Origin of the sequence: Plantibacter flavus, assembly GCF_002024505.1 — a bacterium.
GTDB lineage: Bacteria > Actinomycetota > Actinomycetes > Actinomycetales > Microbacteriaceae > Plantibacter > Plantibacter flavus_A.
Window position 1 is genome coordinate 3548610 of the sequence record NZ_CP019402.1, and the last position, 22386, is coordinate 3570995.

Consider the following 22386-nt stretch of genomic DNA (forward strand, 5'->3'; position numbering starts at 1 on the left):
CGGTGCGTGGGTGTTCCACTCACCGGGCCCGTCGAAGGTTCTGCGTCAGATGACGCGGGGCTTCTTCGGCTTGTCGCCGGGAGCCGGGACCGGTCGCATCGCGAGCTTCCAGACGCCGAACACGGCCACCGCTCCGGCGACGACGAACAGCACGAGGGCGTACCAGGGGGCGTTCGAAGCCTCGCCCAGCACCACGATGCCGATGCCGACCGCGACGAGCGGGTCGACGACGGTGAGTCCGGCGACCACGAGGTCCGGCTGCCCGCTCTGGTGCGCCTTCTGGACGAAGAAGCCACCGAGCCCGGCGGCCACGAGCAGGCCGATGATGCCGACGACGGTGAGCCCCTCGAAGTTCTGCGTGATCACCCGGTTGATGACCACCTTCGCGAGCGTGACGACGAAGCCGTACAGCACACCGGCTGCGACCACGTAGAAGACGGTGTGCAGCTTCCGCCGCCACAGGGCGTACGCCGCCGCGAGTGCAGCGGTCACGACCGCGAGCATGATGAGGATGATGATGAGCTGCGGCTGACGGATCGGCTCCTCCACCGCGTACAGCGCCGCGACGATGACGAAGAGACCGATACCGGCGACGCAGAGCACCATCGCGCGGGTCTGCTCCTTCGTGATCTTCACCCGGGTGACCCTGGCGTTCAGGAGCGCCGTGATCACGAGGGCGATCGCCCCCAGGGGCTGCACGACGATGAGCGGAGCGAAGCCGAGCGCGACGAGCTGGAACACGATCGCCAGGCCGAGGAGCAACGTCCCGATGAGCCAGGACGGACGCCCGAGGAGCTGCGGCAGCTGCTTCAGACCGAAGGCCGACGACGCCGCCTCCACCTTGCCGACACCGCGGGACTGCAACTGCGTCCCGACCGCGAGGAAGAACGCTCCGACGAGCGCGATCGGGATGCCGATCGCCTGGTACGGCGTGACACTGATCGTGGGGATGTCGATGTCGACCGCAGTGCGGGCGGACTGCGCGACGACACCGGCTGTACCAGACAGCAGCAGGGCGCCGGCCGCAAGGGCCGGGAACGACGTGGCCGCCATCACTTCGCCGCCGCACTCGTGCCGACGGCCGCCGTCTCGGCGTCACCGAGTTTGTTCTCCGGTACCACTTTGGAGTCCTGGCTCGGGAAGATGACCTTCTGCACGATGATGATGATCGACGCGGCGACCGGGATCGCGACGAGGGCTCCGAGGATGCCACCGAGGGCGCCGCCACCGAACGCCGCGATCACGACAAGGGCTCCGGGGACGGCGACCGCCTTGTTCATGATGCGCGGGCTGAGGAAGTACGCCTCGATCTGCATGTAGATCAGGTAGTAGATGATCGCGATGAGTGCCGTCACCGGCGAGACGAAGAGGCAGAGCGCACTGTTCACGATCGAGGCGCTGAGCGTGCCGACGAGCGGGATCATCGATCCGATGAACGCCAGCAGGGCGAGCAGCGGCGGGAACGGCGCTCCGATGATGCTGAGGAAGATGAAGCTCAGCACGCCGTTGACCAAGGCGAGTCCGACCTGTCCGACCACGTAGCGCCCGACGGCCTGGGTGATCTCCTCGAGCACCTGCGCGAAGCCCTCGCGGCGGTAGGCGGGGAGGAACCGGTACGTGACGGCCTTCATCGACCGCAGGGAGGCGAGGAAGTAGAGGGTCAGGATGAGGACGATGATCGAGCCGGTGATTCCCGACGCGACCCCCGCTCCGACCGCGACGATGCCGCCACCGATGTTCAGCAGGTTGTTGGGGTCCTTGAGGAAGGAGAACGCGTCGTTGAGCGCCGAGTCGATGTCGAGCGTGTTCCCGATCGTGTTCTGCACCCACGCGACGAAGTCACTGTTGAGGAACTGCTGGGAGATCCGGGGGTAGTCGCTCACGAAGTTCGAGATCTGCGTCACGAGCAACGGCACGATGGCGAAGATGATCCCGACGAACGCGCCGATCACGGCGAGGAAGACGACGGCGATGGCGAGGCCGCGCGGCAGCTTCTGCTCGAGCCATGACACGAGCGGGTCGAGGCCGAGCGCGATGAAGAGCGCGACGCCGACGTAGATCAGCGTGGTGCTGAGCTGCGACACGATGCTCCCGATCACGAGCGCGACGAGGACGCCGATGCCACCCACGAGTCCGATCCGGAACGCGTTGATACGGACGCTCGGAGCCGACGGCTGGAGGGCGGCGACCACGGCGGCCGACGGCGGGGAGGATGCGGCGGCCTTCGCCGCACGCTCCTGCTTGGCTTCCTGGTGCTTGGCGCGCCTGGCTTCGCGTTCCTCCGGGGTGGAGGAGAACCCGGGCAACCGGAGTTTGGGGGTCTTCATGGTGCGGTCTCCTCGGTGATGATGCCGTCGTGGTGCTGGGGGCGTTCACATGGACCGCCGCTCTGTGCCTACAGTAGTGAGACGGAGCCCGACCCGCTGATGTCACGGTCCGGTACGACGAAATCGGCGGAAGTCGCCTCGGGCCGGAACAGAGAGGTGGTGCGACGGTGGGAGCTGATCCAATGCGCACATCGGCCGGCCTCCTCGAGCAGGCGACCGACCGCACCCTCGTCGAACGGTGCGTCGACGGCGACACCCGCGCGTTCCAGGTGCTCATCACGCGCTACGGCCGGATGATGAAGGCGTACGCCGTGCGACTCACGCGTTCCTCGGCGGACGGCGACGACGTCGTCCAGGAGGCGCTCATCTCGGCCTGGAAGCGGATCGACACGCTCGAGGACGGCGCGATGGTCAAGAGCTGGCTGATGCGCATCGTCAGCCGTCGAGCGATCGACCTCATGCGGCAGCGCAAGGACACCGAGTCGACCGACGACGCCATCATCGAGGCCCCGGAGCGCGACGGACCCGAACGGAAGGCCGAGGCATCGTCGCAGCTGGGAGCACTGTCAGCAGCACTCGACAGACTGCCGCACGGACAGCACCAGGCTTGGGTGCTCCGAGAGATCGGCGGATACTCGTACGAGGAGATCGCCGAACAACTGGGGCAGAGCGTCGCCAGCGTCCGAGGGAGTCTCGCACGGGCTCGGGCGACACTGGTCAAGGAGATGGAGGGGTGGCGATGAACACCGATATTCCGGGCCCCGGACCGGGTGAGCCGGGCGGCTGCGCGCACGGCATCGACGCCCTCACGGATTACCTCGAACGCGACATGCTGCCGGCCGACCCGTCGATCGACGACTCACCGGAATGCCAGCGGATCCTCCGGTCGCTTCGACGCGTCCGCGCGCTTGCCACGCCCTTGCGGGAGGCGGACGAGGCGGCGGTCACCGCGCTCGACCAGGACTGGATCCGCGGGATCATGGAGAACATCGGCCGCGAGGCGAAGGCCGGGCGCGACATCCCGTTCGCCGCATCCGACGACGACGCGGCGCTCGTCATCACGGAGGGCACGGTCCGCGGGCTGGTCCGCGGTGCCGGCGACCGCACCCCCGGCGTGCTCGTGGGTCGCTGCGTGCTCGAGGGCGACGTCACCGTGGTCGGCGAACCGATCATGCTCCATGTCACCGTGAGCATCGGTTGGGGCAAGTCGGTCGCCGAGACGGTCTCGCTGTTCCGCGAGGAGGTCGCAGCCAGCCTCCAGCAGCACACGGACCTCGTCGTGGCAGGACTCGACATCGTCGTCGACGACCTGCACTTCGAGGCCGACGAGATCGGAGAGGTGGGGGACGATGCATGACCTGACGGAGACGGACGACGATCTCGGAGCGCTCGCGAGCTCACTCGACGACGTGGTGCTGGCGGTACCGGGCGTCGACGGGTTGACCGCCGTCGAGCCCACACTGCTCCGGGCCGCGAAGGAGGGCGTCGGAGCACTGCTCGGCTCGCCCGATCAGCAGACACGGGTGAGCGTCAGGCGCGTCACAGGCGTCCTGACCGTCAACACCAACATCTCCGTGGCAGCTGAGGCGGCCTCCCCTGCCGTCGCGCAGGCAGTCCACCGCGCCATCGCGGACCGGCTCCCCTCGTCCCCCGGCGAGGGCGCTCCGTCCATCACCGTCCGCGTGATCGACGTCGTCCCGAGCGGCTCCCAGGACTGACCCGACGGCAGGGTCCGCGCTGCGACAGGAACGCGGATCGGCTTGCGTCCGGCTTCCAGGGGTTCGTCCTGCGTTCGCGCTCCGCGCTGGTAGCGCACTCGGACAACTCCCAGTAAAAATAACGTTCTGATAACTACCGCTCGTTACCGATCCGTTATATGGTTTTGGAACGTTAGTTGTTTTGCTGTGGCAGCTGACGGAATGTGATTGCAGGACACTCTTGGTGCAAGGGAAAGAGAGCCGGTCGTAGCCTCTGCGACCGGCTCTCGTCATGTCCGGAGACGATACGGATCGCAACCACCTCGTCCCGACGCGCGGCTCGACGTCCGTCCAGGATAGATTCAGGTGGTGGATCGTCGGACGGCAGCGGGAGCAGGTATGGACGAGAGGCGACTCGCGATCGCCGCGTGGGAGTCACTCTTCCGCGCGCAGGTCGACGTGATGCGCCACATCTCGCACGACTTCCCGAGCCACGGCATCTCGCTCAACGAGTACGACGTCCTGCACACGATGTCGCGGGAGCCCGATCGTCGCATCCGTCTGCGCGACCTCAACTCGAGTGTGCTGCTCTCGCAGCCGAGCATCAGCCGTCTGGTCGACCGGCTCGTCGCGCGCGGGCTGGTCGGCAAATGCCCCGACCCGGACGACGGCCGCGGCACCCTCGTCCGCATGACCGACGCGGGATACGAGGTCTACCGTGCGGTCGCCATCGCCCACGGTGCGACGATCGCCGAACGCGTGACCACCTCGCTCAGCCCGCAGGAGATGGCGACCCTCGCGGCGCTCAGCGACAAGCTCCGCGGAGCGTGAGCCGCGCCGACTGACCCGACGCGGACGGCCCCCACTGTCGTGTCCGATTTCCGCTCGTCCGACCCGGTGGCGCATGTCAGACTCGGATCATGGACGACACCCGGAGCATGGACTTCGCCGAACGCTACCGCGCGATCCAAGCCCGCGACCAGCGCTTCGACGGGCAGTTCATCACGGCCGTGAGCTCCACGGGGATCTACTGCCGGCCGTCCTGCCCGGCTCGGACCCCGAAGCCGGAGAACGTCACCTTCTACGCGACGAGCGCTGCAGCGCACGAGGCCGGCTTCCGCGCGTGCAAACGGTGCCTGCCCGAGGCCGTCCCGGGCACGCCCGCCTGGAACCTCGGTAACGACGTCGCCGCGCGCAGCATGCGCCTCATCGCCGACGGCGTCGTCGAACGCGAAGGTGTCCCCGGGCTCGCCTCGCGTCTCGGGTACTCGAGCCGCCATCTGACACGGATCCTCAGCGCCGAGCTGGGCGCGGGTCCACTCGCGCTGGCACGTGCCCACCGTGCGCAGGGTGCTCGACAGCTGCTGACCGGCACCGACCTCCCCTTCGGTGACATCGCCTTCGCCGCCGGGTTCTCGAGCATCCGGCAGTTCAACGACACGATGCGGGAGGTGTTCGAGCTCACCCCAGGTGAGCTGCGCGCGAAACACCGGACGGTCGGCGAACACGCCCCCGGCTCGATCACCCTGACCCTGCCGTTCCGCCGCCCGTTCGACGCAGCGGGCGTCTTCGCGTGGTTCGCCCCACGGGCGGTGGACGGCGTCGAGCTCGCGGGCCCCGACCACTACGCCCGGCTCCTCGCCCTCCCCGGTGGCACGGCGTGGTTCGAAGTCCGGCAGGTCGGCGACGAGCTCCGACTCACCGCCGAGGTGACGGACCTCGCCGACCTGCCGGTGCTCGTCTCGCGGGTCCGTCGGCTCTTCGACCTCGACGCCGACCCCACGTCCGCCGACGCCGTCCTCGCGACGGACCCGCGTCTCGCCGCCTCGGTCGCGGCCACACCGGGCATCCGACTCCCCGGGGCGGTCGACCCGGAGGAGATGCTGGTCCGGGCGATGGTCGGGCAGCAGATCACCGTGGCCGCGGCGCGCACCCAGCTCCGTCGTCTCGCGGACGAGGTGAGCACGACGGTCCCCGAACGACACGGACTGCACCGGCTCTTCCCGACGGCGTCGCAGATCGCGAACGGCGGGGAGGCCGCACTCGTCGGGCCCCGAGCGCGGATCGACAGCCTGCTCGGCGTCGCAGGGGCGCTCGTGTCCGGTGAACTCGCGATCGGCTTCGGTGACGACCGTGACGAGCTCCGAGCCCGCCTGCTCGCCATGAAGGGGATCGGTCCGTGGACGGCCGACTACGTCAGCATGCGGGTGCTCGGCAACCCCGACGCTTTCCTGCCCGGCGACGTCGCCGTCCGCACGGGTGCGGGCCGGCTCGGTCTGCCCTCCGACGCGCGCACGCTCACCGCGGAAGCGGACGCCTTCGCCCCATGGCGCTCCTATCTCTGCCTCCACCTGTGGAAGGCGGCCTCCACACCGGCACCGTCCTCCGCACCATCAGCCCTCGAGAAAGGTCCAGCAGCATGACCACCATCATCTCCAGCACGAGGATCCGCCGCGGTGACGGCCACGTGTCCGGCGCACAGCTCACCGCGACCAGCCAGACCGTCGACACCCCGGACGGCCCCTTCACGATCCTCGCGCGCGAGGACGGGGCGGTGCTCTCCTCAGGGTGGTCCGACGACATCGACGTCATGCTCGAACGGATCCGACCCGCCGACCGCCCCGGCGAGACGGTGGCGGGGACGATCGGGGCGATGGACGCCGTCCGCGCGTACTACGACGGCGACCTGACGGCGATCGACGTGGTGCCGGTCGCCCAGTTCGGCGGCCCGTTCCGCACGCACGCCTGGACGGTGCTGCGGACGATCGCCGCGGGACACCCGGTGACCTACACGGAGTTCGCCGCGGCGAGCGGTCGGCCGTCGGCGGTCCGCGCTGCGGCGAGCGCCTGCGCGACGAACGCTCCGGCTCTGTTCGTCCCGTGCCACCGCGTCCTCCGGACCGACGGGACGCTCGGCGGGTTCGCCTGGGGACTCGACGTCAAGCGGTCGTTGCTCGACCGCGAGGCCGCGCTGAGCTGAGCGGGCACCTCGACCAATACGGTGACACCGGACGGCACGATGACCGGAACGGGCGGGTTCGGTCAACCCTCCGGAGCGAACGGATCGTCCGCGTAGGCTGACGGGATGGCTGCCGCACCGACGATCGTATGGTTCCGTGACGACCTCCGCCTGGCGGACAATCCCGCACTGCACGCGGCGGTCGAGCTCGGTTCCCCGATCCTCTGCCTGTTCGTGCTCGACGACAGCGAGGAGCTGCGACCGCTCGGCGGGGCGTCCCGCTGGTGGCTCCACCACAGCCTCGAAGCCCTCGGAGACGACATCCGTGGTCTCGGCGGCACGCTGCTCCTCCGATCCGGAAGTGCGGCGACCATCGTGCCTGAACTCGCCCACTCGATCGGCGCCGGCGCCGTCCTGTGGAACCGTCGCTACGGCGCGGCCGAGCGGGAGATCGACGCCGGGATCAAGTCGGAGCTGAAGGATGCCGGCCTCGACGCGCGCAGCTTCGCCGCGAACCTCCTCGCCGAGCCGTGGGAGATCGTCACCGGCCAGGGCCAGCCGTACTCCGTCTTCACCCCGTTCTGGAAGGCGTCGCTCCAGCGACACGCGGCGAACCCGCCGAGGCACCCGCTCCCCGCACCCACCACGTTGACGTCGATGTCGGAGCCGCCCGCCGGCGACGAGCTCGAGTCCTGGGACCTGCTTCCGACGAAGCCCGACTGGGCGGGGGGACTGCGCGAGCAGTGGACGCCGGGCGAGGCCGGCGCCGACGCACGGCTCGCCGACTTCCTCGGCGGTGGCGTCTCCGGCTACACCGAGGATCGCGACTACCCGGCCCAGCCGTCGACCTCGGGGCTCTCCCCGCACCTCCGCTTCGGCGAGATCAGCTCGCCGCAGATCTGGTACGCCGCCCGCGACGGACGCCGACACCTCGGCGACGACGGCGCCACCTTCCTCAAGGAGCTCGGCTGGCGCGAGTTCGCCTACCACTGCCTCTACGCCTTCCCCGACCTCGCGACGCGCAACTGGCGTCAGGCCTTCGACCGGTTCCCCTGGCCGGACGTCGACCAGGAGGCGTTCGACGCGTGGAAGACCGGCAAGACCGGGATCCCGCTCGTCGACGCCGGCATGCGGGAGTTGTGGGCGACAGGCACCATGCACAACCGGATCCGGATGGTGACGGCGTCGTTCCTCACCAAGAACCTGCTCATCCACTGGAAGCTCGGCGAGGACTGGTTCTGGGACACGCTCGTCGACGCCGACCCGGCGTCCAACCCCTTCAACTGGCAGTGGGTGGCCGGCAGTGGCTTCGACGCCTCGCCCTACTTCCGGATCTTCAACCCCGAGCGACAGCGCGAACGCTTCGACGCCGACGACGCGTACATCAAGCGGTGGGTGCCCGAGTTCGGGACGGACGACTACCCCGAGCCGATCGTCGACCTCGGCGAGACGAGGCAGGCTGCGCTCGCGGCGTACGAGCAGGTCAAGGGGGCGTAGCTCCGGGCCGTCGTCCTGCGACACTTCGACAAGCTCACTGACCGGGGTGGGGCTCAGGGACCGGGGTGGGGCTCAGGGACCGGGGTGGGGGTCAGCGGGTGCGGAAGAGACCGGCGCGCTGGGCCGCGGCGATCGCCGCCGAGCGGTTCGACACGTCGAGCTTCGTGTAGATGTGCGCGAGATGCGACTTCACCGTCGTCTCCCCGACATGCAGTCGCCCGGCGATCTCGAGGTTGGTGAGCCCCTCGGCCGCCCGCGCGAGCACCTCGATCTCCCGCGCGCTCAGCGCCTGCTGCGGTGCACTCACCCGGGCGACCAGACGGGTCGCCACCGCCGGCCCGAGCACCGAGTTCCCGCCGGCCGCCGAGCGGATGCCGTCGATGAGGTCCTCCGGGGCGGCGTCCTTCAACAGGTACCCCGCGGCTCCGGCTTCGATCGCGCCGAGGATGTCGGCGTCGGAGTCGTAGTTCGTCAGCACGAGGACCGACGGGCCGCCCGGCAGCGACGCGATCTCCCTCGTCGCATCGATCCCCGTCGGACCATCGCCGAAGCTCAGATCCATGAGGACGAGGTCGGCGCCGGGTGCGGCGGCCACAGCCTCGGCTGCGGTCGATGCGGTCCCGACCACCTCGATGTCGGCGATCGGCGCGAGCACCGCGAGGAGTCCGGCTCGGACGATCGGGTGGTCGTCCGCCACCACGACCCGGATGACCGGCGGCTCGCCGACAACGGTCGCATCGTCACGCATGGGCGGCCCCTTCCGTTCCTGGTGCTGCGAACCGCACGGTGATGGTCGTGCCGGCGCCCGGCGCACTGCGCACCTCGACCTCGCCACCCAGTTCGGTGATGCGACGGCGCATGGACGTCATGCCGAACGGGCCGCCCGCAGTGCGCTCGGCGACCCTCGCCGGATCGAACCCCACCCCGTCGTCGTCGATGTCGAGGATGACCTCCTCGTCGAGGTAGGTGAGGGTGACGTCCGCCCGGCTCGCTCCGGCATGCCGGACGACGTTCGCGAGACTGCTCTGCGCAGCCCGGAGGAGCGCGGTCGTCACCGGCGTGCCGAGGACGAACGCATCGCCGGTGACCGTCGTGGAGACCGGTGTGCCGCTCTGGGCGGTCGTCGTCTCGGCGAGCCGACCGAGTGCGTCCGCGATCGTCGCGCCCACCAACGCCGGCGGGCTCAGCTCGTCGATGAGGCTGCGCGTCTCGGCGAGGGCCGTCGCCGCGGCGTCCCGGGCCAGCCCGATGTGCGAACGCAGCTGCTCCGTGCCCGGCTGCTCGGCAGCGGAGCGTTCGGCCGCGTGCAGGAGCAGTTGGATGCTCGACAGGGCCTGGGCGACCGTGTCGTGGAGGTCTGCGGCGAGGCGCTCGCGCTCCGCCAGCTTGCCCGCCTGCCGCCCCCGCTCGGCGAGCTCCTCGCGTGCCGCGACGAGCTCGGCGATGAGTCGCTCCCGCTCGGCCGCCTCCCGGGCCAGCGCCTCGTAACCGAGTCCGATCGCGACGGCCACGGCCGCACCGACGAGCGGGCCGACGACTCCCCCGACGCTGAAGCCGGCGTGCAGGCCGATCGCGACGACCGCGGCGACGGTGGCGATCACCACGGCGGGCACCGCGACGGCCCTGGGCAGGAGGTGAAGATAGAGGAAGAACAACGGGAAGACGAGGTAGGCGGCATCCGGGCTGAGGAGGACGAGGACCACCCACTCGACGCTGAGCAGCACCAGCCAGGCGAGGACGGACACCCGACCTCGACGCACACCGACAGGAGCAGCGTCGCGATCGGTGGTGCCGCTGACGGCCACCGCACGGCGGACCCGACCGCCGAGGACGGCGCCGGCGGCGTAGGTGAGCAGCATGCCCACGGCGAGGACGATCGCCGTGAGGGCCGCCTGGCCACCGACCGAGACGGATCGCGCGATCACGAGCACGATGAGTGCGGTGACGAGGCCGTGGAGGCCGAGCTGCAGGCCGGTGAACACGGGGCTGAGTGCCGAGTGCTTCATCCGCCCAGCGTACGGCGGGGATCGTCGTCGCGAATCATCAGAAAGGTGGAACGTCGCCTCCACCCGACAGCGCCGGAGGACCGTCCCGTCCGACGATGCCCTGGCTCGGCGACGCGACGAGGCTGGAACCACGCCGCACCACGGAGACGCCGTCGGGCGGCTGACAAGGAGTCCCCATGTTCGTCGCCTGGCGCGACATGCGCTTCGCCACCGGTCGCTTCGTGCTGATCGGGGCGGTCGTCGCCCTCATCACCCTGCTCGTCGGATTCCTCAGCGGCCTCACCGCAGGGCTGGCGAACCAGAACATCTCGGCGATCACCGGGCTGGGTGCGTCGAGCATCGTCCTTGCGGCCCCGTCCGACGGCGAGCAGGCGACGTTCGCGGACTCCGCGATCGACGCGGACGCGGCCACGACGTGGGCTGCGGTCCCCGGAGTCGACGGTGTCCAGGAACTCGGCATCGGCCAGACGCGGATGACCACGGACGACGCGCGCACCTCCGTGGCGCTGTTCGGGATCAGTGGCGACGCCGTCGCGGGTCGCACCGTCGACGTGCCCGCCGACGGGACCGCCCGCCTGAGCCGGACCGCCGCGGAGGCCCTCCACGTCTCCCGAGGCGACACCGTCTCGATCGGTGGCAGCGAACTCGAGGTCGGATCGGTCGTCGACGACCAGTGGTACAGCCACACGCCGGTCGTCTGGACGAGCCTGGCCGAGTGGCGGTCGCTGCAGGCTGCGCAAGGGTCCCCCGGCGACGGAGCGACCGCGCTCGCCATCGCCGGGAACCCGAGCGCCGAAGCGGTGACGGAGGCGGAGCAGGCCACCGGCACGGTGTCGAAGGACGTCCTGTCTTCCTTGCTCGCGATCGGCTCGTTCCGCTCCGAGATCGGATCGCTCCTCCTCATGGTCGCCATGCTGTTCGGGATCTCCGCGCTCGTCATCGGAGCCTTCTTCACGGTGTGGACCATGCAGCGCGCGGGCGACGTGGCGATCCTCAAAGCGCTGGGCGCGACGACCCGTCGGCTGTCGCTCGATGCGCTCGGCCAGGCGCTCGTCCTCCTCGTCATCGGTGTCGGGCTCGGCATCGGCATCACCGCCGCACTCGGTTCCGCGGCGGGCACGGCACTGCCCTTCGTGCTCAGCCCACTGACGACGCTCGTGCCCGGGGTGATCATGATCGCCCTCGGTCTGATCGGAGCGGCGTTCGCCCTGCGGTCCATCCTCTCGGCCGACCCGCTGACCGCGCTCGGCGGCAACCGGTGAACGCGCCCGACCTCCCTGTCTCCTTCCTCGCACCCGCCCTCGTCACCATCGGAGTCTCCGCATGATCTCGCTCACCGACGTCACCCTCACCTTCCCCGACGGCGACCACCGCGTCACCGCCGTCGACCACGCGACCCTCACCGTCCCGGCCGGGACCGTCTCCGCGCTCACCGGGCCATCGGGCTCCGGGAAGTCGAGTGTGCTCGCCGTCGCAGCCGGCCTCATCCGGCCCGACAGCGGCCTGGTGGAGGTGGCGGGGGTCGACGTCACCTCCCTCGACCGCCGTGCGGCCACCGACTTCCGCCGCACGAGGCTCGGCATCGTGTTCCAGCAGGCCAACCTGCTGCCGTCGCTCACGGCCCTCGAGCAGTTGTGCGTCCTCGGGACGCTCGGCGGCCGCACGTCGCGGGCCGACCGGACGCGCACCCGCGAGCGGGCCACGATGCTGCTCGCCGCCGTCGGGCTCGGCGACCAGGCCGGCAAGCGGCCGCATCAGCTCTCGGGTGGTCAGCGGCAGCGGGTCAACATCGCGCGCGCCCTCATGAACGAGCCCGACGCCCTCGTCGTGGATGAGCCGACCAGTGCGCTCGACCACGAGCGGGGATCCGCGATCATCGAGCTCATCCTCGAACTCACCGCTACCTCGGGCGCCGCGACGCTGCTCGTCACCCACGATCGGAGCCACCTCGACCGCATGGACCAGGTGCTCGTCATGGAGGACGGTCGGCTCAGCGCCGCCGCCGACGCGCTGGCCCTGCGGTCCTGAGGTCCTCCGTCGCCCGGCGGTAGGGTGAGGTCACGTCGAGAGAGGACCGCCATGCGCCGTGCCACCCGTGGGCTGACCGTGATCGCGATCGTCGGAGCGGTGCTCGGCACGAGCGCCTGCACCGGTGGCGCGGACTCACCCTCCGGTCAGAGCTCCGCGAGCGAGGCCGGCGTGATCGCACCCGTCATCGTGCAGCTCGTCGATCAGGACGGCCGCACCGTCACCGTCGGCCTCGACAACGTGGTGGACCTCGTCGCCGTCGATCCGACCGTGTGGTCCGCGGAGATCGAGGATCCGTCGATCGCGGAGTACGTGCCGGGCGGCTCCCGCGGCGGCGCGTCCTTCAACCCCGGTCTGCAGCCGCTCGAGGTCGGGAGCACGACGGTGACACTGACGAACAGCTCAGACGATTCGACCGTCGTCCTCACGCTCGAGGTCGTCGACCGGTCCTGAGCCGGGACACTCGGACGAACCGAACCGGCCCCTGAGCCGTTCGGAGGGCGCACCCCAACCGGTCCCTGAGCTGCGCCGCACTGAGCCTGTCGAAGTGTCGAAGGGCGTTCAGATGTTGAGGTAACGGCAGAGGTACGCCGTGGTGACCTCGACCTCGACCTGGAAGCTGCTGCTCCCCGGGACGCTGAACTGCGCGTCGGGCCCGAAGTCCTGCCACGCACTCGTGTTCGGCAGCAGCACGCGGAGCTTGCCGGAGATCACGGACATCTCCTCGGCCTTGCCCGTGGTGAAGGTGTACTCCCCCGGCTCCATCACTCCGACACTGGCCGACTCCGCACCGGGCTCGTTCGTGGTGAAGCCGATCGACTTCACGTTGCCGTCGAAGTACTCGTTGCTCGTCAGCATCAGGGGCCTCTCGTCGTGGTCCGGGACCGCGGCGGCGGATCCGGCCTTCATCGTATCGGCTCGGCGAAGAAGGCCTCCTCGTGAGCGGCCGAGGCGAGGAACGCCCGACGCATCGTGTCGCGGCCGGTCTCGTCCGCGCGAGCTGCCGCCCCGGCGACGATCTCGATCGCCCGGGCGTTCGCGGTCGCGAAGGCGGGGTCGGCGTAGGTGTCGAGCCACGCGGCGAACGGGTGCTCCGCGTGCGATGCGTCGACGAGCCGTTCACCGAGATCCTGGTAGATCCAGTAGCAGGGCAACACGGCGGCGACCACCCGCCCGTAGTCGCCGTCGACCGTCGCCGCGTGCAGGTGGTCGAGGTACGCCGTGGTCGTCGCCGATGGTTCCACCTCCATACCGCTCACGGCATACGCGCTGAGCCAGGTGCGATGCAGCTCCATCTCGGCCTCGATCGAGCTCGCCGCGCCGGTCGCCCAGAACACCTGCTCCTCGGCCGTCGGCGCCAAGGCACTCGCTCGTGCGAGGACCCGGGAATACGCCCGCAGGTAGATCGCGTCCTGCTGCAGGTACCAGGCGAACCGGGCCGGATCGAGGGTGCCGTCCGCGAGCGTCGTCACGAACGGCAGGTGATCGATCCGCGTCCGCACCTTGGCGATCTCCTCCCACCAGTCCGCGACGATGTCGGCACCGCCCTGCCGCCGTGAGGTCGTCCCGCCCGCTGCCCACAGCTCGGCGAAGTGGCTGATCGGGCCGTTGCCCGAGCCGACCTCGAGCGCGTCCGCGTGCCGGAGGCTCGTCGTGAGCCACGCCTTCGCCTCGCCGAGCGCCTCGGTCCAGGACCCCGACCGGGCGACGAGGGTGGCCATCGCGCTCGACAGGGAGCACCCGGTCCCATGGGTGTTCACCGTGTCGACCCGCGCACCGTCGAACTCGACGAATGATCCGTCGTCGCCCAGACCACCGGTGGCGTCGACGAGCGCATCCGGGCACGCGGTCGTCCCCGTCAGGTGCCCGCCCTTCACGAGCACGATCACGCCCGCCTGCACCGAGACCCGCTCCGCCTGCGCGAGTGCGTCGGCCCAACTCGTCGCCACCGGCTCGGCCGCGAGGACGGCGAGCTCCGGCAGGTTCGGGGTCACGAGGTCGACGTGCGGCAGGAGCGCGCGCATGGCCGCTTCGGCGTCGCGGTGGAGGAGACGGTCGCCGCTCGTCGCCACCATCACCGGGTCGAGGACGACGGGTCCGGTCTCGGTCTCCTGCAGCCAGCTCGACACGGTGTCGATGATCGCGACATCGCCCAGCATCCCGATCTTGACCGCGTCGATCACCACGTCGTCCGCGACCGCGTCCAACTGCTCGCGGAGGAACCCGACCGGCGGGGTGTGCACGGACCGGACGCCCCGGGTGTTCTGCGCGACGAGCGCGGTGACGACCGCCATGCCGTATCCGCCGTTCGCGGCGATGCTCTTGAGATCGGCCTGGATCCCGGCACCACCGGTCGGGTCGGTCCCGGCGATGCTCAGCACCCGGGGTGTCTCGCGGATCGTGACGGGTCGTCGACCGTGCACCCGGTTCGAGTTCGACGACTCCGGCGTCGTCGACGGTTCCACGGCGCTCATGCCGAGACCTCGGTCCAGGCGCTGCGGAACGCCCGGGCGGCGGCCGCCGGATCGTCGGCGGCGCAGATGGCGGAGACGACGGCGAGACCACCGGCACCGGCGGCGTGGAGCTCGACCGTGTCGTCCAGTGACACCCCACCGATGGCGACGCACGGGAGCGGGGTCGCGGCGGCGATCGCGGCGAACCCCTCCACGCCGAGCGGCGCCGGGTGGTCCGGCTTCGTCGTCGTCGGGCGGATGACGCCGACGCCCAGGTAGTCGACCGTCCCGGGTGACAGCGCTGCGACCGCGTCGAGGTGCGCCGGGGTGTTCGCCGTCAGTCCCACGACGGCGGCCTGCCCCACGATACGACGCACGGCGTCGACCGGGAGATCGCTCTGACCCACGTGGACGCCGTGGACGACGGCACCGGCGGAACGGGCCGCGAGGAAGACGTCCACCCGGTCGTCGACGAGGAGCAGCGCCCGACCGGCGACGACCTCCGCCGCACGCACGGTCAGGTCGAACAGCGCTCGCGCCGACGCGGTCTTCTCCCGCAGCTGGACCGCGGTCACCCCGCCGTCGACGGCTCGGCGCACGACGTCGAGGACACCGCGATCCCCGCTGGCCGAGGCGTCCGTGACGAGGTAGGTGGCGATGCCGCGGCGCACGAGCTCGGCGTGCGAACGGGCCGCGAGGACCCGGTCCGCGGTGGTCGAGGCGCTCACGCGATCACCGCCAGGCTGCGGACGGTGTCGGCGTCGAGGAGGTGGAGGCGGTCGAGGAAGGCGGGAGCGAAGGAGCCGGGGCCGCGGCTCTCCGCAGCCGCAAGCTGCGCGGCGACCGTGTACGCGGTGGTCGCCGCGACCGTCGTCAGCAACCGGTCGTCGTCGAGTGAGGCGAAGGCGGCGAGTACGGCACCAAGGGCACAGCCGCCGCCCGTCACGAGGGTGAGCCAGGCGTGCCCGTTCGAGCAGCGGACGATGCGCTCACCGTCGGTGATGACGTCCGTCGGGCCGGAGATCGCGACGACGGCGCCCGAGGTGCGGGCGATCGCGGTGGCCGCCTCGATCGCGCTGTCGACCGAGTCGGTGCTGTCGACCCCGCGACCGCCGGCGCCCAGTCCGGCGAGGGCGATGATCTCGCTGGCGTTGCCGCGGACGATCGTCGGCCGGAGGTCGAGGAGGTCGGCGGCGAGCGCCGTGCGCACCGGTAGGAAGCCGACGGCCACGGGGTCGAGCACCCACGGTGTGCCGGCGTCGTTCGCGGCGGAGGCGGCCTCGACCATCGCCTCGCGCTGCTCCGCCTGCGGCGTCCCGAGATTGAGGAGCACCCCGGAGGCGATGCGGGCGAACGGCCCGGCTTCGGTGGGGATGTCGGTCATCGCCGGGGCGGCGCCGATGGCGAGCAGGACGTTCGCGGTGAAGTTCGTCACCACGGCGTTCGTGATCGATTGGACGAGCGGCGTGTGCTCTCGCAGGCGCTCGAGGAGGTCCCCGGACGCGCTCGCGAACTCGCCGACGGACGAGTCGTCGGTGGACGGGTGGGCGGACTGCTGCGGTGTGCGAACGCTCATTCGCGACATCCCTTCGCTCGGACTAACGAGATCAGGTTCGACGGGTGTGTTCTCAGCCGATCGTCGTGGGATCGGCACCCCGTGTCACTCGCGACCACCCTAGCGGGTCGGCCCGGCTTCCCGTCCAGCGGGCGGGCGAGGATGATGGAGGGATGGACTTCTTCGAGCTGGTCACCATCGTCTTCGAGGTCGCCGGTGTCGGGGCGATGGTCGTGGGCTTCGTGATCGCCGTCACCCTCTCGGCCCGCCTGTGGTGGAGCACGCGCGACGGCGCTCGGGCCTTCCGGATGCTGCGGGAGACGATCGGCTCGGTCATCCTGCTCGGGCTGGAGATCCTCGTGGCCGCAGACCTCGTGAAGACGGTCACGTCGACGCCGTCGCTGACCGACGCGCTCGTCCTCGCGATCATCGTCGTCATCCGCACCCTGCTGAGCTTCTCCCTGCAGATCGAGATCGAGGGCACCCTCCCCTGGAGGCGCCTGGCGACGACCGGCCCGCAGTTGTTCGACCGCGCGGTCAAGCGCGGCGGCGAACGCACCCGACGTCGCGCCGAGGAGCAGGACGCCTCGGCCCAGGATCTCGAACCGTCCGATGCGACGCCGGCACCGACGGTCGCGGCGCAGCCGATCCCCGACGACGAGGACGGCTTCCCGGAGCTCCGCAGTCGCAGCTAGCGCGGCACGGCTAGCGTGCCGCGGAGGCCGCCCAGGTGTCGCGGATGAGGTCGGGCAGCAGGCGCATGTCGTCGAAGACGTGGGTGCCGTCGCCGATGAGCCGCTCGGCGGGCGTCATGCCGCCGGCGTAGGCGTAGACCGTCATGCCGGCCGCACGGGCAGCCAGGACGCCGACGACGCTGTCCTCGACGACCGCGCACCGCTCGGGGGCCGTGTCGAAGTCGGCGGCGGCGTGCAGGAAGAGGTCGGGTGCGGGCTTGCCGACGGCGACGTCGGTCGCGCTGAAGATGCGCCCGTCGAAGCGGTCGTGGATGCCCACCTGCCCGAGGTTGCGGACGACGTCGTGCAGCATCCCGTTCGAGGCGACGCACAGCGGCACCCCGGTCGCAGCGATACCGTCGAGGGCGTCGACGACCCCGTCGACGGCCTCGAGCTCACGTTCGCAGATGCCGCGGAACATGTCGCTCCAGCGCTGGATCCAGTCGGCCTCGAGCGGCTTCCCGAGGCGCTGCTCGACCAGCGTCGCGTACGTCTCGAGTGAGGCGCCGACGAAGAGCTCCCGCACCTCCGCCTCGGTGTAGTCGCCGCCGACCTCGTTGAGGAGCTGCAGGTTCACCCGGACGGAGATGCGTTCCGTGTCGACGAGGGTGCCGTCGCAGTCGAAGATGACGAGGTCCGGATAGTCGACTGGCATGCTCCGAGCCTAAACGACGCCGCCTGCGCTGTGGCCGTGTGCCATCCGGTGGGGGCCTCCGACGATGGTCGGCGCGGTGCTCAGCGGGCCGCGCGGACGCCCTGTCGCTGCCAGGTGACGACCATGCGTCGCGCATACTGGGTCGCCGCGACGAAGTGGCCGAGGAGTCCGAGCAGGATCGCCACGAAGCCGACCCCGCCGAAGACCCGGTACAGCGCCGACGCCGGATCCCCGCCGCCGAGCGCGAGGCCCGTGAGCAGCGCGAAGAAGCCGACGAAGAGGAACACCGTCCGGATCTTGCCGGCGATGCTCACCGGCACCTCCGGCGTCCCGCGGAACGCGACGACGGCGACGAACGCGAGCAGGAGGTCGGGGACGATCATGACCACGAACACCTGCCATGGGATGATCTGCGCGATGGCGAACGACGCGGCGACCACGACCACGGTCAGGCGGTCGGCGACCCCGTCGAGCCAGGTGCCGAGCGCGGAGACCGTGCCCATGCGGCGCGCGATCTGTCCGTCGGCGACGTCGCTCAGGAACACGACCGCACCGACGACGAGCGCGGCCCAGTAGGAGCCGGTGATCACGAGGGCGGCGAAGACCGGTAGGAGGACGATACGTCCCGCCGTGATCGCGTTCGGCAGGTTCTTCCAGTCGTCGTCGGAGAACAGCTGCGTCCGGAGGCGCGCGAGCGGCGTCTTCTCGTGCAGCGTCACCGGGATCATCGCCTCGTCACCGGGGATCGCGGCACCGCGGCGGAATCGGGCGATCGCGGCGATCGTGACCACCACGACGAGCGCGAACAGCAGCACCCAGCCGGTGGCACCGAGGTACTGGCGGACCGTGTCGAGCGTGGCACGGACGAGGGAGCCGACGCCGACGTAGACGGCGGACCAGAGGAGGGAGCCCAGCAGGGATGCCGCGAGGAACGACCGGTAGGGCACGCCGGCGACCCCCGCGGCGGTCGGTGTCAGGCATCGGAGCACGGGCACGAGCCGGGTGAGGAAGACGGCCTGGGCCCCGCGTCGCTCGAGCGCCTCGACCGCGCGGTCCCAGCCGTCGACACCGAGGCGCCGGATGACGGCCGAGTCACGGAGACGACCACCGGAACGACGACCGACGAGGTAGCCGAGCTGGTCCCCGAGCGACCCGCCGAGGGCGACCGCGAGGAACAGCACGAGGGCGCCGGGGGCGGAGTCGAGCATGGCCGAGAGGAGGAGCACCACCGGTTCACCGGGGACGACGAGGCCGAGCCAGAGGCCGGATTCGGCGGTCGTGAACAGGAGCCCGAGGAGCCAGATCAGCGGATCAGGCAGCGCCGTCGCGGCGTCGTTCACCCACCCGATGATGTCCACGGATCCCCGTTCAGCAGTGCGATCCGCACTCCTGGGTGGGGCGCGGCTCGCCCAAGTCTACGGACGAGCCGCGCCCTCCCATCCCCGAGAGGTCGTTCAAACGGTCATTCGCCGGACAGTTCGTCCCGATTCGCGCGTCGACGACGCAGGACGGCCGCGGTGACGACACCGGCGGCGCCGAGCACGAAGAGCGCTCCGGCAGCGACGATCCACGGCATCGCGTCCGCACCGGTCGAGGGCAGGCGACCCGAGTTGCCCGGAACGGCGGGGTCGCTCGGATTCGCCGACGGCACGGGCACGACGGCGTCGGGAACGAGGACGAAGGCCGGCACCGAGACCTCGGAACCGTCTGCGGCGACGACCGCGGTCGCCGTGGTGGCCCCCTCGGCGGTGTAGCCCGCCGGGACCGCCACGGACACCTCGTAGGAGCCGGGCGCGAGTCCGTCGAGGCCATAGGCGCCGTCGGCGTCAGTCGTGATGTCGACCGGGCCGGCCGGGGTCTCGACGGTCACGGTCACGTCCGCGATCGGAGCACCGGCGTCCGTCTCGACCGTTCCGGCGAGGCCGCCGAGCACGGCGTCGGCGACGAGCACGAAGGTGGGCACCGTCTGGACAGCGCCGTCGGTGCCGACGACGACGGTGGCGGTCGTGGCGCCACCCGCGGGCACGGAGTACCCGACCGGGACGGTCAGCGTGACCTCGTAGCTGCCCGGCGCCAGGTCGGCGAGCCCGTAGGACCCCTCGGCCGTCGTCGTCAGGGCGACCGGGCCGCCCGGCGTCGTCACCGTGACCGTCGCGGCGGGCACCGGGGCCCCGGTGTCCGTCCGGACGTCGCCGATGACGGTGCCGAGCCGAGCGAGCTCGAAGTCGACCGCGTCCAGATCGGCGCCGGCGAGCTCCTCCGCCCGGGTTGCGGTTCCGGAGACGACGTACCCCTCGGGGGCGACGACCGAGACCTCGTAGGACCCGGCGGGCAGGAGCGGGAAGCGGTAGGAACCGTCGGCGGCCGTGACGGCGCGCTCGACACCGTTCGGACCGTCGACGCTCACGGTGACGCCGGCCACACCGACCCCGCCGGAGCTGACCACGCCGCCGAGGCTGGGGTTCGCGACGAGCACGAAGTCCTGCTCGGTGATGGGCGTCCCGCTGCCGACCGGCACGGTGAACGACGCCGGTGCGGTCTGGACCGCGTACCCGGACGGTGGCGTGATGACCACCGAGTGGTCGCCGACCGGCACGGTGTCGAAGAGGTAGTTCCCGTCGGTGTCGGTGGTGACGCTGCCGACACCGACGATGGTGACGGTGGCACCGACGATCGGGACGCCGTCCGTGTCGAGCGCGGTCCCCGACACGGCGACGGGCACGATGTCGCGGACGGTGAAGTCCGCGACGGCGTCCGTGTCCGTGAGGTCAACCGCGGCACGTGCAGGACCGACGGCGATCTTGCCGGTCGGCGGGACGAGCTGCACCGTGTAGCCGTCGGTCGCGAAGTAGCCGGCGAAGGTGTACGTGCCGCCACCCGCGGTCGTGGTCGACGCCACCACCCGGCCGTCGCGGTCGATGAGCCGGACGCCGACGCCGTCCAGCGGGCCCGCGGTCTGGTCGGTCACCGTGCCGGTCACATCACGCGCGATCGACGCGAACCACGCCTGGTAGACGGGCGCGCCCGACCGCTGCCGGAACGAGAAGGTGAGGCTGGAGATCGGGGCGGAGGGTTCGAACCACCCTGCCGCGCCGGCGGTGTCCGCAGCGGCGTCGTTGCCGCGGAGTATCTGCGTCGTCGGGTCCCAGGTGGGGACGTCCGTTGCGGATCCGGTGCAGGACGGCTTGCCGACCAGGCCGGGAGCGCAGTAGTTGAAGCCGCCGTTGAACCCGAGCTCGTCAGGGGTGAGCGCCGCGCCGTCGGGACCGATCGCCGTCACGGTGACCTGGTCGGCGTCGATGTCGCCGAGGACGAAGGTCCAGCCGGACGGCGGCGTCGGCGTCGCGAAGGAGTAGGTCGTGGTCGAGGGCGACGCCGCGTTGTTCGCCTTCGGGCGGAGGTTGAGGTAGGGCTGATCCCGGCTGCTGCCGTACTTGGCACCGACGGGGGTCGAGGCCGCCAGCCAGGTCGAGGCGCCGGAGATGACGCCGACGCCACCGCCACCGACCGAGTCGCTCGTCAACGCCGCGGAAAGGGCGGGCTGACCGGCCAGGGTCATGGTGCCCTGGTACGACCCCGATGCACCGGAGAACGTGGGCCACGTCGCCCAGCTCGACGTGGTCGCGGCGGAGGCCGCCGGGACGGCTGCGGTGAGGGCGAGCGCGGAGGCTCCGAGCAGGGCGAGCACAGCGGCTCCGATGCGGCGGGTCATGGGCGCCAGGATAAACGGACACCCGTCGCCTGCGAAACCCCTCTGTCCCGTTTACGGGGGTCGGCTCAAGCCGTGGTAGTCGCCGTGTGTGGCACCAGCGGCCCACGGACGGGCCGCGCAGGATACCTCCGTAGGAGGACGGGGGATCGGGCGCGCGGGCGATTCGGAACGGAGGCGGTCCGAGCAGGCTGGAACCATCAACCGATCAGCTCCGCACACCGCGGAGACAGCTCCGCACACCGCGGAGGAAGGAACCAGTTCATGTCCGCCTCAGCCACAACCGAGTCCACCACGATCTCGCCCGCCGAGGACGTGACCCTGGCAGACGCCCCGACCGAAGCGTTCGGCCCCGAGCCCCTCACCCAGGCCACGCCCGTGCCCCTCGCACCCGTACCCGCCCCGACGGCCGTCGACCGCGAGAGCTCGACCCAGACACTGTCGATCATCGCGTTCGCCCTGTCGATCGCCGCGGTCGTCGCGCCGTCGTTCGTGCTCCTGCCGATCGCCTCGCTCGTGCTCGGCATCATCGCGCTCGCCCGCAAGCCGAAGTCGAAGGGCTTCGCCCTCACCGCCGTCATCATCTCCGGCACCATGCTGGCGCTCGCCCTGATCGTCGCCGCCGGCGCAGCCCTCCTGCTCGGGGTGTCGGTGATCAGCGGCGGTTACGCCGGCTGACCCGGTCTCCCTCCCGACGCCCGTCCGCTCCTCGAGCGGGTGGGCGTCGTGGCGTATGTACCGGACATCCCATGCAGCCGTTGATTGT

The 22386-nt window shown here is 70.8% G+C and carries 23 protein-coding genes and 1 riboswitch; of the genes, 12 read left to right on the forward strand and 11 right to left on the reverse strand.

What is annotated here, in order from left to right:
- Positions 1 to 45: 45 nt before the first annotated feature.
- Together BWO91_RS16295 and BWO91_RS16300 are read right to left on the reverse strand one after the other, a co-directional pair.
- Entirely contained in the window at positions 46 to 1053 is a 1008-nt protein-coding gene (locus BWO91_RS16295; protein ID WP_079003302.1) for a DMT family transporter, read from the reverse strand.
- Positions 1053 to 2327: an AI-2E family transporter gene (locus BWO91_RS16300; RefSeq protein ID WP_079003303.1), complete on the reverse strand. Its 1275-nt coding sequence runs from the start codon at positions 2325 to 2327 to the stop codon at positions 1053 to 1055. Before BWO91_RS16300 ends, BWO91_RS16295 begins: the two co-directional genes overlap by 1 nt.
- A gap of 182 nt (positions 2328 to 2509) precedes the next feature.
- On the opposite strand from BWO91_RS16300, the gene BWO91_RS16305 reads away from it, so the two are divergent.
- The 7 genes from BWO91_RS16305 to BWO91_RS16335 all read left to right on the forward strand — a co-directional run bounded on the left by BWO91_RS16305 (position 2510) and on the right by BWO91_RS16335 (position 8480).
- A complete protein-coding gene (locus BWO91_RS16305; protein WP_079003304.1) occupies positions 2510 to 3070 on the forward strand; it encodes an RNA polymerase sigma factor in 561 nt (186 codons plus the stop codon).
- Complete coding sequence (locus BWO91_RS16310) at positions 3067 to 3684, forward strand: hypothetical protein (RefSeq protein ID WP_064294648.1); 618 nt, start codon at positions 3067 to 3069, stop codon at positions 3682 to 3684. The genes BWO91_RS16305 and BWO91_RS16310 overlap by 4 nt, the downstream gene beginning before the upstream one ends.
- Positions 3677 to 4045 carry a hypothetical protein gene (locus BWO91_RS16315; RefSeq protein ID WP_079003306.1) on the forward strand — a complete coding sequence of 123 codons (369 nt, stop codon included), beginning with the start codon at positions 3677 to 3679 and terminating at the stop codon, positions 4043 to 4045. Before BWO91_RS16310 ends, BWO91_RS16315 begins: the two co-directional genes overlap by 8 nt.
- Before the next feature lie 378 nt (positions 4046 to 4423).
- Complete coding sequence (locus BWO91_RS16320; RefSeq protein WP_064294625.1) at positions 4424 to 4855, forward strand: MarR family winged helix-turn-helix transcriptional regulator; 432 nt, start codon at positions 4424 to 4426, stop codon at positions 4853 to 4855.
- An 89-nt stretch (positions 4856 to 4944) separates the two neighbouring features.
- Complete coding sequence (locus tag BWO91_RS16325; protein WP_240555553.1) at positions 4945 to 6447, forward strand: DNA-3-methyladenine glycosylase 2; 1503 nt, start codon at positions 4945 to 4947, stop codon at positions 6445 to 6447.
- Positions 6444 to 7004, forward strand: coding sequence for a methylated-DNA--[protein]-cysteine S-methyltransferase (locus BWO91_RS16330; RefSeq protein WP_079003307.1), 561 nt, complete (start codon positions 6444 to 6446; stop codon positions 7002 to 7004). Before BWO91_RS16325 ends, BWO91_RS16330 begins: the two co-directional genes overlap by 4 nt.
- Before the next feature lie 105 nt (positions 7005 to 7109).
- Positions 7110 to 8480 (forward strand): cryptochrome/photolyase family protein, encoded by a 1371-nt coding sequence (locus BWO91_RS16335; protein ID WP_079003308.1) that lies wholly within the window; start codon positions 7110 to 7112, stop codon positions 8478 to 8480.
- Positions 8481 to 8571: 91 nt separating this feature from the next.
- Here BWO91_RS16335 and BWO91_RS16340 read toward each other — a convergent pair whose 3' ends face one another.
- Together BWO91_RS16340 and BWO91_RS16345 are read right to left on the reverse strand one after the other, a co-directional pair.
- The gene (locus tag BWO91_RS16340) at positions 8572 to 9228 is read right to left on the reverse strand and encodes a response regulator transcription factor (RefSeq protein WP_079003309.1); all 657 of its coding nucleotides are present in this window, start codon (positions 9226 to 9228) and stop codon (positions 8572 to 8574) included.
- Positions 9221 to 10486, reverse strand: coding sequence for a sensor histidine kinase (locus BWO91_RS16345; protein WP_079003310.1), 1266 nt, complete (start codon positions 10484 to 10486; stop codon positions 9221 to 9223). Before BWO91_RS16345 ends, BWO91_RS16340 begins: the two co-directional genes overlap by 8 nt.
- A 176-nt stretch (positions 10487 to 10662) precedes the next feature.
- On the opposite strand from BWO91_RS16345, the gene BWO91_RS16350 reads away from it, so the two are divergent.
- From BWO91_RS16350 to BWO91_RS16360, 3 genes are all read left to right on the forward strand, one after another.
- A complete protein-coding gene (locus tag BWO91_RS16350) occupies positions 10663 to 11748 on the forward strand; it encodes an ABC transporter permease (RefSeq protein ID WP_079003311.1) in 1086 nt (361 codons plus the stop codon).
- 61 nt (positions 11749 to 11809) lie between these two features.
- The gene (locus tag BWO91_RS16355) at positions 11810 to 12514 is read left to right on the forward strand and encodes an ABC transporter ATP-binding protein (protein ID WP_079003312.1); all 705 of its coding nucleotides are present in this window, start codon (positions 11810 to 11812) and stop codon (positions 12512 to 12514) included.
- Positions 12515 to 12565: 51 nt separating this feature from the next.
- The gene (locus BWO91_RS16360) at positions 12566 to 12967 is read left to right on the forward strand and encodes a hypothetical protein (RefSeq protein WP_064296142.1); all 402 of its coding nucleotides are present in this window, start codon (positions 12566 to 12568) and stop codon (positions 12965 to 12967) included.
- 108 nt (positions 12968 to 13075) lie between these two features.
- Here BWO91_RS16360 and BWO91_RS16365 read toward each other — a convergent pair whose 3' ends face one another.
- From BWO91_RS16365 to thiM, 4 genes are all read right to left on the reverse strand, one after another.
- On the reverse strand, positions 13076 to 13372 hold the full coding sequence (locus tag BWO91_RS16365) for a pyrimidine/purine nucleoside phosphorylase (protein WP_064296149.1): 297 nt from the start codon (positions 13370 to 13372) through the stop codon (positions 13076 to 13078).
- A 47-nt stretch (positions 13373 to 13419) separates the two neighbouring features.
- Positions 13420 to 14988 (reverse strand): bifunctional hydroxymethylpyrimidine kinase/phosphomethylpyrimidine kinase, encoded by a 1569-nt coding sequence (locus BWO91_RS16370; RefSeq protein ID WP_153303517.1) that lies wholly within the window; start codon positions 14986 to 14988, stop codon positions 13420 to 13422.
- Positions 14985 to 15695 (reverse strand): thiamine phosphate synthase, encoded by a 711-nt coding sequence (gene thiE, locus BWO91_RS19785; RefSeq protein ID WP_240555554.1) that lies wholly within the window; start codon positions 15693 to 15695, stop codon positions 14985 to 14987. The genes BWO91_RS16370 and thiE overlap by 4 nt, the downstream gene beginning before the upstream one ends.
- Complete coding sequence (gene thiM / locus BWO91_RS16375; RefSeq protein ID WP_079003313.1) at positions 15692 to 16543, reverse strand: hydroxyethylthiazole kinase; 852 nt, start codon at positions 16541 to 16543, stop codon at positions 15692 to 15694. Before thiM ends, thiE begins: the two co-directional genes overlap by 4 nt.
- A riboswitch (TPP riboswitch) is annotated at positions 16535 to 16635 on the reverse strand. Its footprint overlaps the gene before it by 9 nt.
- Before the next feature lie 60 nt (positions 16636 to 16695).
- Between thiM and BWO91_RS16380 the strand changes: the two genes are divergently transcribed.
- Positions 16696 to 17217 (forward strand): DUF1622 domain-containing protein, encoded by a 522-nt coding sequence (locus tag BWO91_RS16380; protein WP_071258628.1) that lies wholly within the window; start codon positions 16696 to 16698, stop codon positions 17215 to 17217.
- A 10-nt stretch (positions 17218 to 17227) separates the two neighbouring features.
- Here the strand turns inward: BWO91_RS16380 and BWO91_RS16385 are convergent, their stop codons facing one another.
- The 3 genes from BWO91_RS16385 to BWO91_RS16395 all read right to left on the reverse strand — a co-directional run bounded on the left by BWO91_RS16385 (position 17228) and on the right by BWO91_RS16395 (position 21623).
- The gene (locus tag BWO91_RS16385; protein ID WP_071258626.1) at positions 17228 to 17911 is read right to left on the reverse strand and encodes an HAD family hydrolase; all 684 of its coding nucleotides are present in this window, start codon (positions 17909 to 17911) and stop codon (positions 17228 to 17230) included.
- 80 nt (positions 17912 to 17991) lie between these two features.
- Complete coding sequence (locus BWO91_RS16390; RefSeq protein WP_079003314.1) at positions 17992 to 19269, reverse strand: CDP-alcohol phosphatidyltransferase family protein; 1278 nt, start codon at positions 19267 to 19269, stop codon at positions 17992 to 17994.
- 104 nt (positions 19270 to 19373) lie between these two features.
- Positions 19374 to 21623, reverse strand: coding sequence for a carboxypeptidase regulatory-like domain-containing protein (locus BWO91_RS16395; protein WP_079003315.1), 2250 nt, complete (start codon positions 21621 to 21623; stop codon positions 19374 to 19376).
- Between the two features lie 261 nt (positions 21624 to 21884).
- Here BWO91_RS16395 and BWO91_RS16400 point away from each other — a divergent pair, with 261 nt between their 5' ends.
- The gene (locus BWO91_RS16400; protein WP_079003316.1) at positions 21885 to 22298 is read left to right on the forward strand and encodes a hypothetical protein; all 414 of its coding nucleotides are present in this window, start codon (positions 21885 to 21887) and stop codon (positions 22296 to 22298) included.
- Positions 22299 to 22386 lie beyond the last annotated feature (88 nt).

What these genes read in the sequence shown, in the direction of transcription:
- BWO91_RS16295 (WP_079003302.1), bottom strand. Translation starts at nt 1,053, where the DNA reads ATGGCGGCCACGTCGTTCCCGGCCCTTGCGGCCGGCGCCCTGCTGCTG.
- BWO91_RS16300 (WP_079003303.1), bottom strand. Translation starts at nt 2,327, where the DNA reads ATGAAGACCCCCAAACTCCGGTTGCCCGGGTTCTCCTCCACCCCGGAG.
- BWO91_RS16305 (WP_079003304.1), top strand. Translation starts at nt 2,510, where the DNA reads ATGCGCACATCGGCCGGCCTCCTCGAGCAGGCGACCGACCGCACCCTC.
- BWO91_RS16310 (WP_064294648.1), top strand. Translation starts at nt 3,067, where the DNA reads ATGAACACCGATATTCCGGGCCCCGGACCGGGTGAGCCGGGCGGCTGC.
- BWO91_RS16315 (WP_079003306.1), top strand. Translation starts at nt 3,677, where the DNA reads ATGCATGACCTGACGGAGACGGACGACGATCTCGGAGCGCTCGCGAGC.
- BWO91_RS16320 (WP_064294625.1), top strand. Translation starts at nt 4,424, where the DNA reads ATGGACGAGAGGCGACTCGCGATCGCCGCGTGGGAGTCACTCTTCCGC.
- BWO91_RS16325 (WP_240555553.1), top strand. Translation starts at nt 4,945, where the DNA reads ATGGACGACACCCGGAGCATGGACTTCGCCGAACGCTACCGCGCGATC.
- BWO91_RS16330 (WP_079003307.1), top strand. Translation starts at nt 6,444, where the DNA reads ATGACCACCATCATCTCCAGCACGAGGATCCGCCGCGGTGACGGCCAC.
- BWO91_RS16335 (WP_079003308.1), top strand. Translation starts at nt 7,110, where the DNA reads ATGGCTGCCGCACCGACGATCGTATGGTTCCGTGACGACCTCCGCCTG.
- BWO91_RS16340 (WP_079003309.1), bottom strand. Translation starts at nt 9,228, where the DNA reads ATGCGTGACGATGCGACCGTTGTCGGCGAGCCGCCGGTCATCCGGGTC.
- BWO91_RS16345 (WP_079003310.1), bottom strand. Translation starts at nt 10,486, where the DNA reads ATGAAGCACTCGGCACTCAGCCCCGTGTTCACCGGCCTGCAGCTCGGC.
- BWO91_RS16350 (WP_079003311.1), top strand. Translation starts at nt 10,663, where the DNA reads ATGTTCGTCGCCTGGCGCGACATGCGCTTCGCCACCGGTCGCTTCGTG.
- BWO91_RS16355 (WP_079003312.1), top strand. Translation starts at nt 11,810, where the DNA reads ATGATCTCGCTCACCGACGTCACCCTCACCTTCCCCGACGGCGACCAC.
- BWO91_RS16360 (WP_064296142.1), top strand. Translation starts at nt 12,566, where the DNA reads ATGCGCCGTGCCACCCGTGGGCTGACCGTGATCGCGATCGTCGGAGCG.
- BWO91_RS16365 (WP_064296149.1), bottom strand. Translation starts at nt 13,372, where the DNA reads ATGCTGACGAGCAACGAGTACTTCGACGGCAACGTGAAGTCGATCGGC.
- BWO91_RS16370 (WP_153303517.1), bottom strand. Translation starts at nt 14,988, where the DNA reads ATGAGCGCCGTGGAACCGTCGACGACGCCGGAGTCGTCGAACTCGAAC.
- thiM (WP_079003313.1), bottom strand. Translation starts at nt 16,543, where the DNA reads ATGAGCGTTCGCACACCGCAGCAGTCCGCCCACCCGTCCACCGACGAC.
- BWO91_RS16380 (WP_071258628.1), top strand. Translation starts at nt 16,696, where the DNA reads ATGGACTTCTTCGAGCTGGTCACCATCGTCTTCGAGGTCGCCGGTGTC.
- BWO91_RS16385 (WP_071258626.1), bottom strand. Translation starts at nt 17,911, where the DNA reads ATGCCAGTCGACTATCCGGACCTCGTCATCTTCGACTGCGACGGCACC.
- BWO91_RS16395 (WP_079003315.1), bottom strand. Translation starts at nt 21,623, where the DNA reads ATGACCCGCCGCATCGGAGCCGCTGTGCTCGCCCTGCTCGGAGCCTCC.
- BWO91_RS16400 (WP_079003316.1), top strand. Translation starts at nt 21,885, where the DNA reads ATGTCCGCCTCAGCCACAACCGAGTCCACCACGATCTCGCCCGCCGAG.